The sequence below is a fragment of the Streptomyces ipomoeae 91-03 genome, assembly GCF_000317595.1.
In the GTDB taxonomy this organism is placed as follows: domain Bacteria; phylum Actinomycetota; class Actinomycetes; order Streptomycetales; family Streptomycetaceae; genus Streptomyces; species Streptomyces ipomoeae.
In genome coordinates this window covers 1-12,202 of sequence record NZ_AEJC01000478.1, presented here as the reverse complement: position 1 = coordinate 12,202, position 12,202 = coordinate 1, and the positions used below count along the sequence as shown (strand labels likewise).

At 71.0% G+C, this 12,202-nt stretch carries 10 protein-coding genes and 1 pseudogene; 7 read left to right on the top strand and 4 right to left on the bottom strand.

All coding sequences use genetic code 11. From position 1 onward, the window contains the following. Positions 1-568: DMT family transporter (locus STRIP9103_RS31255; protein WP_267950639.1), on the bottom strand; the 568-nt coding region annotated here is incomplete at its 3' end. Positions 569-796: 228 nt separating this feature from the next. Here STRIP9103_RS31255 and STRIP9103_RS31250 point away from each other — a divergent pair. The 5 genes from STRIP9103_RS31250 (at position 797) to STRIP9103_RS31230 (ending at position 7,387) form a co-directional block, all read left to right on the top strand. Further along, the gene (locus STRIP9103_RS31250; protein ID WP_048821319.1) at positions 797-1,516 is read left to right on the top strand and encodes a (2Fe-2S)-binding protein; all 720 of its coding nucleotides are present in this window, start codon (positions 797-799) and stop codon (positions 1,514-1,516) included. 120 nt (positions 1,517-1,636) lie between these two features. Further along, entirely contained in the window at positions 1,637-2,788 is a 1,152-nt protein-coding gene (gene glgA, locus STRIP9103_RS31245) for a glycogen synthase (RefSeq protein ID WP_009327135.1), read from the top strand. Between the two features lie 46 nt (positions 2,789-2,834). Further along, positions 2,835-4,055: a glucose-1-phosphate adenylyltransferase gene (gene glgC, locus STRIP9103_RS31240; RefSeq protein WP_009327136.1), complete on the top strand. Its 1,221-nt coding sequence runs from the start codon at positions 2,835-2,837 to the stop codon at positions 4,053-4,055. Between the two features lie 235 nt (positions 4,056-4,290). Next, positions 4,291-5,637 (top strand): wax ester/triacylglycerol synthase family O-acyltransferase, encoded by a 1,347-nt coding sequence (locus tag STRIP9103_RS31235; protein ID WP_009327140.1) that lies wholly within the window; start codon positions 4,291-4,293, stop codon positions 5,635-5,637. A 256-nt stretch (positions 5,638-5,893) separates the two neighbouring features. Beyond that, positions 5,894-7,387, top strand: a complete 1,494-nt coding sequence (locus STRIP9103_RS31230; protein WP_009327137.1) for an SDR family NAD(P)-dependent oxidoreductase — start codon at positions 5,894-5,896, stop codon at positions 7,385-7,387. 65 nt (positions 7,388-7,452) lie between these two features. Here STRIP9103_RS31230 and STRIP9103_RS31225 read toward each other — a convergent pair whose 3' ends face one another. After that, on the bottom strand, positions 7,453-8,001 hold the full coding sequence (locus tag STRIP9103_RS31225; protein ID WP_009327134.1) for a hypothetical protein: 549 nt from the start codon (positions 7,999-8,001) through the stop codon (positions 7,453-7,455). A gap of 493 nt (positions 8,002-8,494) precedes the next feature. Here STRIP9103_RS31225 and STRIP9103_RS50865 point away from each other — a divergent pair, with 493 nt between their 5' ends. After that, entirely contained in the window at positions 8,495-8,668 is a 174-nt protein-coding gene (locus STRIP9103_RS50865) for a hypothetical protein (RefSeq protein WP_009327143.1), read from the top strand. On the opposite strand, the gene STRIP9103_RS31220 is transcribed toward STRIP9103_RS50865, so the two are convergent. Further along, positions 8,620-10,152, bottom strand: a complete 1,533-nt coding sequence (locus tag STRIP9103_RS31220) for an amidase (protein WP_009327139.1) — start codon at positions 10,150-10,152, stop codon at positions 8,620-8,622. The genes STRIP9103_RS50865 and STRIP9103_RS31220 overlap by 49 nt on opposite strands. A 137-nt stretch (positions 10,153-10,289) precedes the next feature. Beyond that, on the bottom strand, positions 10,290-11,714 hold the full coding sequence (locus STRIP9103_RS31215; protein WP_009327133.1) for a lipase maturation factor family protein: 1,425 nt from the start codon (positions 11,712-11,714) through the stop codon (positions 10,290-10,292). Positions 11,715-11,946: 232 nt separating this feature from the next. Here STRIP9103_RS31215 and STRIP9103_RS52115 point away from each other — a divergent pair. After that, a pseudogene (locus STRIP9103_RS52115) lies at positions 11,947-12,202 on the top strand (PAS domain-containing protein); the annotation flags it as partial.

Below are 12,202 nucleotides of genomic sequence, written 5' to 3'. Positions count from 1 at the left end.
CCGGCGCGATGCCGTCCGTCCAGTCCACGGCGACCGTCTTCGTGAACACCGAGGACATGCCGAACGCGACACCGGATGCGACCGCCAGCAGGATGCTGCGCGTCGCCGGGTGCCGCTGCGCGGCGTGTGCCGCCACCATCAGCGCGGCCACCGCGCCACCGCTGACCACGGCCACCAGCACCCGCTGGGCGGTGTCCAGGGACTGCGCGTCGGCCGAGCCGGCCAGGGAGAGCAGGCCCGCGAGGCCCACCGTCGCCATGATCGCGCCCCGCCAGGCCGTCGCCCCGGCCCTGCGCCCCACGAACAGCGCCGCCATGGGCAGCGCGAACACGATGGTCAGGGCGCCCAGCGGCTGCACCAGGCTCAGCGGACCGTAGGCCAGGGCCACCACATGCAGCAGGCCGCCGAGGCCGTTCAGCGCGACCGCGACCCACCAGCCCGGCCGGCGCAGCGGCGCGTAGGACTGCCCGGGGGAGGACACCGCGACACGCTCCTGCACGATCGCCCCACCCGCGTACGCGACGGCGGAGACGAACGACAGCAGCACGGCCAACGCGAGGGCGCTCATGATCGGCTCCTCTGCGCGGGGCCGGAGCCCTTGGCCCGGCGCGACGATGGGTCGGCTTTCATGACGTCCACGATGCCTCGCGAAAGTGTTCGCGTCGTCGTACCTGAGCACTCATTGCGTCCTACTGCCGATGGAGTAGGCCGGGTTCCGCGTCATCCCCTGGGTGGGCGGCACGGAGTGCAGGACTCCGCGTCAAGGAATCCACAGGCCCTGGTACTACTCGACCTCGTGGATCACGACCCCGCCCTCACTCGTCTCTCCGCCCTCGGCGGCTTCTTCGTACTACGCGCGGGAGAACCTCCGCACGGCCCGCTCCCCACCCTCGAAGAGGCCTACGCGGCACGCCATGCCGACCCGAAAAGAGAGGTTTATGAGAATTCTGTAATTTTGCGTGTGCGGAAGGTCGCGCACAGTGTGCGAGCCCCCGAGTTGCGCGTGGCCGCGTCCATCGCCCACCTCGGCTTCGCGGCCCGCCTGTGGTCGATCGCCCTCGGCGCCGCCGCGCTGTACGACCGTGTACCCGACCTCGACCCCCGGCTGCTGCGCTGGGACGCGGACGCGAGCGCCCCGGACGACCTGTGGCTGACCGAGGTACGGACCTTGCCCGCCGACCGGATCGGTGAGGTCGTACGGGATGCCCATCTGGTCCCCCTGGCGGCGGCCCTGCGCGCCCAACTGCCCATCTCTGCCCGGCTGCTGTGGGGCAACGCGGCCTCCGCGCTCATGGGCGCCGTACGCCGGCTCGACCGCTGGGGCCGCGCCAACGGCCGTACGGAGGTGGGCAGTCGGGCCCGCGCACTCGCCGCCGAACTCCTGGCGCATCCCGACCTCTCCGGCACCCTCGACCCCGCCACCCACCGCCGCCGCAGCTGCTGCCTCTACTACCGGCTGCCCGGCGGCGGACTGTGCGGCGACTGCTGCTTCGACCGGCCGCCCGGCCGGACTTGAAGCACCAGGTGCGCCGTCGGCGTGCCCCCGGTGCCCCGGCTTCGGAGGATCGCGGTCTTCCGCAATCACCCCCATCTGAGTGACCATGTGGGAATCAGCCGCTGAGACAGGGGGTTCCGGGTGCGAGTCGGCCTGCTGACCCGGGAGTATCCACCGGACGTCTACGGTGGCGCGGGCGTCCATGTCGAGTTCCTCGCCCACGAGTTGAGGTCCCTCGTCGACCTGGACGTGCACTGCTGGGGAGAAGGGGCCGCAGGCGGCGTCGTACGCCACCGGCCCTGGTCCACGCTCGACAGCGCGAACGACGCGCTGCGCACCTTCTCCGTGGACCTCTCCATCGCCGCCGGGCTCGAGGACCGCGAACTGGTCCACTCGCACACCTGGTACGCCAACCTCGCCGGCCACCTCGGCAAGCTGCTGCACGGCATCCCGCACGTGGTGACCGCGCACTCGCTGGAGCCGCTGCGCCCCTGGAAGGCCGAGCAACTGGGTGGCGGATACGCCCTGTCCAGCTGGGCCGAGCGCACCGCCGTCGAGGCCGCCGACGCGGTGATCGCCGTCTCCGGCGCCATGCGCGACGACATCCTCGGCTGCTACCCGGCCCTGGACCCGGCCAAGGTGCGTGTCGTGCACAACGGCATCGACACCTCCCTCTACAAGCCGGACCACGGCACCGACGTCCTCGACCGCATCGGTCTCGACGCCGACCGCCCCTATGTGCTGTTCGTCGGCCGTATCACCCGCCAGAAGGGCGTGCCCCATCTGCTGCGGGCCGTACGGGACATCGACCCGGCCGCACAGGTCGTGCTGTGCGCCGGAGCGCCCGACACACCTGAGATAGACAAGGAGTTCCGTGATCTCTTCGCGGAGCTGAGCCGGGTGCGCGAGGGTCTGTTCTGGATCCCGCAGATGCTGCCGCGCACGGATGTCATCCAACTCCTCACCCACGCCGCCGTGTTCGTCTGTCCGTCGGTGTACGAGCCACTGGGCATCGTCAATCTGGAGGCCATGGCCTGTGGGACGGCCGTGGTGGCCTCGCGGGTCGGCGGTATCCCGGAGGTCGTGGCGGACGGCGAGACGGGGCTGCTGGTGTCCGCCGAGGACGACTTCGAGGCGCGGCTGGCCCACGCCCTCGACTCGGTGCTGGCCGATCCCGACACCGCCGCCCGTATGGGTGAGGCCGGACGGGAGCGGGCGGTGCGCGAGTTCGGCTGGGACGCGGTGGCCCGGCGCACGGTCCAGTTGTACGAGGAAGTCCTCAAACAGGGGTAGAGCACAGAACAGCGTTTGGCACAACCGGGCGTAGAGGGGCGGCGGCATGCGGCGCGGTGGACCTTCGGTGCTGGGCATCGTACTGGCGGGTGGCGAGGGCAAGCGGTTGATGCCCCTCACCGCGGACCGGGCGAAACCAGCGGTGACTTTCGGCGGAACGTATCGCCTCGTGGACTTCGTACTCTCCAATCTCGTCAACGCCGACATCCTGCGCATCTGTGTGCTCACGCAGTACAAGTCGCACTCGCTGGACCGGCACATCACCACCACCTGGCGGATGTCGAGCCTGCTCGGCAACTACGTCACCCCGGTCCCCGCCCAGCAGCGGCTCGGCCCGCGCTGGTACCTGGGCAGCGCCGACGCCCTCCTGCAGTCCCTGAACCTGGTCCACGACGAACAGCCCGACTACGTGGCGGTGTTCGGCGCCGACCACGTCTACCGTATGGACCCCCGGCAGATGCTGGCCCAGCACATCGAGGGCGGCGCGGGCGTCACGGTCGCCGGGATACGGGTGCCGCGCACCGAGTCCTCCTCCTTCGGGGTGATCACGCCCGGCTCCGACGGCCGGATCGTGGAGCGCTTCCTGGAGAAGCCGGCCGACCCGCCGGGACTCGTCGACGACCCCCAGTCGGTGTACGCGTCGATGGGCAACTACATCTTCACCACCAAGACCCTGGTGGAGGCGTTGCAGCGGGACGCCGAGGACGAGCAGTCCGTGCACGACATGGGCGGCTCGATCCTGCCCCAGCTCACCGGCCGGGGCGAGGCGCAGCTGTACGACTTCAGCGCCAACCACGTCCCCGGCGAGACCACCCGCGACCAGGGCTACTGGCGGGACGTCGGCACCCTCGACGCCTACTACGACGCCCACATGGACCTCATCGCCGAGCGTCCCGCCTTCAACCTCTACAACCGCCAGTGGCCCATCTACACCCACTCCAACCAGCTCTCCCCGGCCCGCTTCAACGCGGGCGGCATGGCCAGCGAGTCGATCATCAGCGCGGGCTGTCTGATCCGGGGCCAGGTCACCCGCTCCGTGCTGTCCCCCGGGGTGGTGGTCGACCCGGGCGCGGTCGTGCAGGGGTCGGTCCTGCATGACAACGTCCACATCGGCCGGGGCGCGGTAGTCCGTGGCGCGGTCCTCGACAAGAACGTCCAGGTCCCTCCGGGAGCCACGATCGGCGTCAATCCGGAGCGGGACTCCGAGCTGTACACGGTCTCCAAGGGCGGAGTGATCGCGCTGGGGAAGGGCCAGCAGGTGTCGTAGGCCGTCCGTAGACCGTCGGAGCAGCCGACCGGCGCGGCCATGGGCGCCGTCCCTCCGGTTGCTCCTTCAGGGTGACTGCATGAGCACAGTGACCACAGATGTCCCATTAGTCCCGCCTTTCTCAGGAGGTGGGACTTAATCTGTTGTTAACTGTGTGTAGCGTGATCGTACTTGACCGTAATCGGCCAACGGCGATTGACTGCAGACCCACCCGTCGTCGACGCGAGGCAAGCCATTGAATTCTGACCTGCTCGCACCACTCGACCTGGCGTTCTGGAACATCGAGTCCGCCGGCCATCCGATGCATCTGGCCGCCCTCGGCGTCTTCACGGCGAACTCGCCCACCGCCGGAGCCCACGCCGCCGACCTGCTCGCCGCGCGTGCCGCCGGGGTGCCCGGGCTGCGGATGCGGATCCGGGACGTCTGGTTCCCGGGCGTACGACTGCCGCTGGCCTTCGGCGGTGCGGCCCGGGAGCCCGTCGCCGACTTCGAGCCCTACGACCACGTACGGCTGCACGCGCCGACCGCCGACTTCCACGCCGTCGCCGGACGACTGATGGAGCGCAGGCTCGAACGCGGTCGGCCACCGTGGGAGGCACACGTACTGCCGGGTGAGGACGGCACCTCCTTCGCCGTGCTGTTCAAGTTCCACCACGCCCTGGCCGACGGGCTGCGGGCGCTGACGCTGGCCGCCGCCGTCATGGACCCCATGGACATGCCCACACCCCGGCCACGCCCCGTGGACCCGCCGCGCGGACTCCTCGGCGAGGTGCGCAGGCTGCCCGACCGGGTCCGGGGCACGCTCTCCGACCTCGGCCGCGCCCTCGACATCGGCACCTCCGTCGCCCTCACGACCCTCGACGCGACCCTGGCCCCCCGGACCACCGACGCGCTGACCTCCCAGCCCAGCGGCACCCGCCGTACCGCCGGTGTGGTCGTGGACCTCGACGACGTGCACCGGATCCGCAAGACCGTCGGCGGCACCGTCAACGACGTTCTCATCGCCGTCGTCGCGGGTGCCCTGCGGCGCTGGCTCGACGAGCGTGGTGACGGCAGCGACGGCATCGCGCCCCGCGCCCTCATTCCCGTCTCCAATCGCCGTCCCCGCACCGCCCATCCCCAGGGCAACCGGCTCTCCGGCTACCTGATGAAGCTGCCCGTCGGCGATCCCGACCCGCTCGGGCGTCTGCGCACGGTCCGCCAGGCCATGGACCGCAACAAGGACGCCGGGCCCAATCGGGGTGCCGGGGCGGTGGCGCTGCTGGCGGACCATGTGCCGCCGCTGGGGCACCGCCTCGGTGGGCCGCTGGTCAGCCAGGCCGCCCGTCTCTGGTTCGACATCCTCGTCACCAGCGTGCCGCTGCCCAGTCTCGGCCTCCGCCTCGGCGGATGTCCCCTCGCCGAGGTGTATCCGCTCGCGCCTCTGGCCCATGGGCAGTCGCTGGCCGTCGCGGTGTCGACGTATCGGGGGAGCGTGCACTACGGGCTGGTGGCGGACGGGGCGGCGGTGCCGGACCTGGAGTCGCTGGCGAAGGCGGTGTCGGGGGAGGTGGAGGAACTGCTGGCGGCCTGCGCGCTCTGACCCGCTGGGGAGCCGCCGGTTTTCGACCCCGCTTCGCCTTACGGCTCGGTCGGGTCGGTGCGTCGGCGAGCGCGGGTGCGTGGGGGTTGATCGCGCCCACGCGGCGGAGCCGCACATGGACACAGCCCCGCGCCCCTTTCAGGGGCGCGGGGGCGACCCGGGTTTTGGTGGGTGAGCCCGGCGCTCCGTAGAATTCCGCGTTCGAAAGCAGGCGCGGTCGGAGCGCCGCGGGTGACCAACAGGGAACGGCAGCGCGATGACGGTGACAGAGGGCGGCTCGGCGGCCATGGACGAGGTCGTGTACGGGCCCGGTATCGACCCCGAGCGGCTCGCCGTATGCCTCAGCGTGCTCGAAGAGCTGGACAAGCTGGAGGTCGACCACCCGGACGCCATCGCGGTGCGCCGCGCCACGGCCGGTATCTACCGCACCGTGAAGCAGCGCCGCCGCCAGGAGCGCCGCGCCGCCAAGACCGCCCACGACAAGGCGGTCACCGAGGCCACCGCCACCGGCTCCGCCCAGCGCATCGACGACGAGACCGAGGGTCTTCTGCCGTCGTCCGGGACCGAGGCCGGGCAGATCGCGGGGATACTCCAGCGCCCCCGCTCCTGCTACGTCTGCAAGACCCGCTATGTCGAGGTCGACCACTTCTACCACCAGCTCTGCCAGAAGTGCGCCGCAGAGAACCGCGCCCGCCGCGACGCCCGCACCGACCTCACCGGCAAGCGCGCCCTGCTCACCGGCGGCCGTGCCAAGATCGGCATGTACATCGCGCTGCGGCTGCTGCGCGACGGCGCGCACACCACGATCACCACGCGGTTCCCGAAGGACGCCATCCGCCGCTTCAAGGCCATGGACGACTCGGCGGACTGGATCCACCGTCTGGAGGTCGTCGGCATCGATCTGCGCGACCCGGCCCAGGCCGTGGCCCTGGCCGACCAGGTCGCCGAGCAGGGTTCGCTCGACATCCTGATCAACAACGCGACCCAGACCGTACGCCGCCTCCCCTCCGCGTACGCCGCGCTCGTCGAGGGCGAGACCGCGCCGCTGCCGGCCGGTGAGCTGCCCGCCCATCACGTCATCGGCGCCTTCGGTTCCGGCGCGGTCGACGGCATCGCCGCGCTCCCCGTCGGCGGCAGCGGGCTCGACGCGCAGAAGGTGGCCGACCTCGCCCTGGTCGCGGGCAACGCCAGCGTCGCCAAGCACCTCGACGGCACCGCCATCGACGCCGGCGGGCTGGTCCCCGACGTCGTCGACACCAACACCTGGGTGCAGTCCATCGACCAGATCTCCCCGGTGGAGCTTCTGGAGACCCAGCTGTGCAACTACACGGCGCCGTTCATCCTGATCAGCAAGTTGCGGTCGGTGATGGCCGAGGCCGCGCGCAAGGCGTCCAGCAAGCGGGCGTACGTCGTCAACGTCTCGGCGATGGAGGGTGTGTTCAGCCGCGGTTACAAGGGCGCGGGCCACCCGAACACCAACGCCGCGAAGGCCGCCATGAACATGGTCACGCGGACCAGCGCCCAGGAGATGTTCGAGACCGACGGCATCCTGATGACCTCGGTCGACACCGGCTGGATCACCGACGAGCGCCCGCACTACGACAAGCTGCGCCTGGCCGAGGCGGGCTTCCACGCCCCGCTCGACCTCGTCGACGGCGCCGCCCGTGTCTACGACCCGATCGTCCGCGGCGAGCAGGGCGAGGACCTCTACGGCGTCTTCCTCAAGGACTACGCGCCCGGCAAGTGGTGATCGGCTCACGCGCCGGGAAGCTCAAGGGCCCGCTCGGCCTGCGCGCCCGGCGCGTCGCGAACGCTCTACGTGCCCGGCGTGAGGTGGGACGACGCGCTCACCCGGCTTGCCCGCCCGGCTCGGTCCGCCACCAGTTCCAGTACCGTGCGCCAGTCCTCCAGGACCCCGGCGTCCACCCCGGGGGTCCGGCCCGCCTCCTCCGCCTGCCGCAGTGTCAGTACGTCCTCGACGAGCACGGCGTCCACCAGACCGCCCGCGTGCAGGCGTACGAGGTCGTCGGGGCCCAGCGTGTGCAGTCGTACGAGACGGGCGACCCGTTCGCCGAGCAGCGGCCGTATCGCGTCGGCGGCCAGGTCCGCGTGACTCGTGTCGTCGCCCGGCCGCAGCAGTTGCCCTACGGTATGCACCAGACCGGCCACCTGGAGTTCCTTGTCGGCGGGCCGCCCCCGGCGCAGCAGCGCGGCGGTCTGGAGGGCGTGCTCCTGCGGATCCATCCGATCGACGGCGCGACTCGAACGGCCGTCCGGTGCCCCCCGGTGGCGGTCCGGTGCCTCCCGCCCGCCCCGGCGGGCGTGCAGCAGATCCATCAGCTCCTCGACGCTCCGCAGCTCCATGCGTCGGTCCTCCCGAGTCCGCCCGCGAGAAATGCCGTTGCGACAAGTCACCAGATCATGGTCGGCTTGCTATTCGGCCAACAGGACCTGAACTGCGTGCCGAGGACAGCGATCCGATGCTTCGTCGGACCGGCGCGGGGTTCGGGCACTGAGCCGAACGAGTGGTGGCAAAAGTAGCGAAAGGCGCTGAATCTCCGGGCGGCGGGAGGTAATGGAAGAGGAAAGACTTTGGTCGCTTGCCTCTTCTTTGCAGCCCCATCGAGCGGACCCCCGCTCATTTGGTTACTCTGTAGCGGACGGACAGCTTATCTGGGTCCCACCCACACCCACGGTCCGTCCCGGGACAAGCCGGTCATCACGGCCTGCTCTCACCCAAGCGATCTGGCGCCACCGCGTCCGAACTGACAACGACTCAGACCCGAGCGGACGTCGAGCGCACAGTGGCAGGCTGGGCCGATGTCCCGAGGGTGACCCGACACATAAGGAGTGCGCGGTGACACCAGAGAAGACGAATCGCGATGAGCGCCCCAAGGAACGCACGGAGCGCGGCGGCCGGTCGAAGAAGGAACTCGGCAGTCTGGACGTGTGGGCCAGGTCCGCGCCGATCCGCCTGGCGGGCTACGAGGACGACCTCGCCGAGCCGCACATCCTGCCCAGCGTGGACTGACCGGGCAGAAGCATCGCGATCACCGTCTGCATGGGCGTGACGGACTCACGTCCATGTGGATCGCGGAAGCCACCGCGAGCCACCGCGAGCCACCGCGAGCCACCGGCGAGGACAGGCCGCCGAGTCGTGGCCGGCCGCCGACCGATCGGCGCCGTCCGCTGCCAAGGGCGCAGCCGCTCCAACTGCCCGGCCACCTCCAGGAGTTCGAGTTCGGTACCCGGGCGGCCCACCAGCTGAATCGCGCAGGGGGCGCCCGACGGAAGCGTGCCGAAGGGGACCGACATCGCCGGCCAGCCCGTGAGGTTCCAAGGCGGGGTCAGCGGCGAGTAGTTGGTGTTCACCAGCAGATTGCGCAGCCATCCCCGCTCGTGCCAGTCCGCCGCGGCGGGCCCGCGCCGGGCGAGCGCCGGGGTGAGCAGTACGTCGTGCTCGGCGAAGAACGGCTCCATCCGCCGCCGCAACCGCTCCCGCCGGTCGCCCGTGCGGACCCCGTTCACGAAACGCCGCCCCACCGCCGCGTGCACCCGGGTGCGCCGGGTGAGCAGCCGAGGGGCAAGCCCTTCGGCCTCCACCGCGGTGCCCGCCGTCCAGTGCGCCAACGACGTCGTGGCCAGCCGGACGGGATACGGCGGATCGGCCCGCCGGACCCGATGCCCCGCCCTGGCCAGCAGTTCGGCCGCCTGGCGCGCGGCATCGGCGTACGGGCGGGTGACGGTCACTCCGAGCAGGGGGCTGCGTACGGACAGGGCGATGCCGCGAGGGGTCGGGTTCTCGGACGGCTGGTCGATCTCCGTGCCCGCCAGGACCTGGAACATCAGCCGGGTGTCCTCGACGGTCGTCGCGAGCGGCCCGTTCTCGGACATGCCGAACCAGGCGTCGCGCCCGATGTCCGCCGGGACGACACCGAAGCCCGGCTTCAGGCCGATCAGACCGCAGTTGGCGGCCGGTATGCGCAGCGAGCCCATGCCGTCGTTGCCGATGGCGATCGGCACCAGCCCGGCGGCGACCGCGGCGGCGCTGCCGCCCGACGAACCGCCGGCCGTGCGCGAGGTGTCCCACGGGTTGCGGGCGGTGCCGTGCACCCCGTCCGTGGTGCCGAAGACACACAGCTCGGGCACGTTCGTGAGGCCCACGACCACCGCGCCCGCGGCCCGCAGCCGGGCCACCGTGACATGGTCGGCGTCGGCCGCGGTGTCCGGCGTCGCGGCGGACCCGTTGCGGGTGGACTCACCGCGTACGGCGAGATTGTCCTTGACCGCCACCGGCACGCCCGCCAGGGGCAGTTCGGCCAGATCGGCACGGGCGGCCACGTCGTCGGCCTCGGCCAGGGCCGCCTCCGCCCGGACCGTGCGGAACGCCCCGATCCGCCCGTCCAGCGCCTCGATCCGGGCCAGATGCTCGGCCACCACCTCACGCGGAGTGGCCCGCTTCTCCCGTACGGCGGTGGCGATCTCGGCGGCGGTCCGGCCGGCCCAGCTGGTCACGGGCGCTCCCTGGCGGTGTCGTGCGCGTCGGTTTCGTACGCGACGGAGGGGTGTACTCGCGAGTAATGGCCGAGTACGAGGAGCACTGTGCCCTGTGGGACGGAGGTGCGTCGAGAGGTCGCCGTGAAGAATCCGGTCTACGACCTCCGCGCCGCCGATCCGGCCAACCGTGTCGGCGGCATGAACTCCCGTACGTAGGTCCGCTCCCAGCAGGCACCCGTCTCCCGGAGCTCCCGCCAGGTCGTGTAGCGGTAGCGGAAGAGGCGGGCGCGGACGAAGCGGGGCGGGGCGTCGGCGGGGAAGGGGGAGCGGCGGAGCAGTCGTAGCGTGTCGCGGTCGTTCTCCAGAAGGCGCTCCACCAGGGTCCCGAACCACGCGCCGGCGTACGCGGGGGAGAGCGCCGCGAACCACATCAGCCAGTCCAGCCGCAGATGGTACGGGGCGAACTGGCGCGGCCAGCGCCGTGGATCACCCGGTTTGCCCTTGAACTCGTACGCCAGCCACTCCGAGTCCTCGCGCGGCACATCGTCCGCCGTCCCCTCGACGACCACCTCGTACCGCACCCGGCTGACACTGCCGAACGCCCCGTAGGTGTTGACCAGATGCAGCGGGTCGAACGAGCGGTTCATGATCTGCCGGCGGGAGATCATGTTGCGGACCGGGTGGTAGCTCAGCCAGAGGACCAGCGCGGTGACGGCGAGGACCACGATCTCGTACCAGAGCGGTGAGCCGGGGGCCTTCGACGCGGTGGTCCCGAAGTCGATCGCGGGCAGGGCCAGCACGATCGTGATCCAGTTCAGCCAGGAGAAGTTGCCCGAGAGCACCAGCCACAGCTGGGTCAGGATCATCAGCGCGGCGGCGGCCGTCGCGATCGGCTGCGGGGTGAACAGCAGGACCGGGACGACGAGTTGGGTGACGTGGTTGGCGGCCACCTCGACCCGGTGGAACGGCTTCGGGAGGTGGTGGAAGAACCAGCTCAGCGGGCCCGGCATCGGCTGGGTCTCGTGGTGGTGGTCGAGGCAGGTCAGCTTCCGCCAGCACGCGTCGCCGCGCATCTTGATCAGCCCCGCGCCGAACTCGACCCGGAACAGCACCCAGCGCAGCAGGAACAGTACGACGATCGGCGGCGCCACCTCGTCGTTGCCGAGGAAGACGGCGAGGAAGCCGACCTCCAGGAGCAGTGACTCCCAGCCGAAGGAGTACCAGGTCTGGCCGACGTTCACGATCGACAGGTACATCGCCCACGGCACCAGCCACAGCAGCATGCCGCCCCAGAGCGGAAGCAGCGAGTCCAGCCCGGCCACGAGGGCCAGGGACACCGCGCAGCCCGTCCACGCCCAGGCGGCGAAGAAGCGGTCCGAGTAGTGGAGATGGAACACGCTGGGCGAGGCCCGGAACGGCACCCGCTCGACGAAGCGGGGGATCGGCAGCATGCCCCGTTCCCCGAGCAGCGCGCGGAACTGCAGGGACGCCGCCAGAAAGGCGACCAGATAGATCACGGCCAGGGCCCGCTGGAACAGCAGCCGGCTCAGCTCGTAGTCGGGTGCGGTGAACCACTCCATGGCTGTCGCGCTCCTGGATCGCGCGCCGGAATCGGGGCGGTGCTGACAATAGTGGGCGGCTTCCGGGTACCCACGCCACACGACTCAGGCATGTCGCGCGACCGGCCCCGGGCCGGTCTCTGCACCGACCCTGGCCGTGTGTCCCTCCACCGGGCTCCGGGCGGGCCGCCGCACCGGAGTTCAGTGGCGCCCTCCGTTCGAATGATCGGGCGAATGCCGACAAAATGGCCCCATGGTTGATCGGGGAGCGAGTGAGTCGCCGGTACCGGACGACTGGCTCGCCCATCCGGACCCGGTGCCGGCACTCAACCTGATGGGCGGCTTCGGCTGGACCTCGACGCCGGCCCGCAGACTCGGCACCGCGCCTGCTTCCGCATCAGGCTCCGCGACGGCACCCTGCGCTGAACCCACACCCAGGGCCGTATCCGCCGCGACGAGACGGGCCGCCCGTACCGCGTCATCGGCATCGCCCGCCGACGGCAGACCCA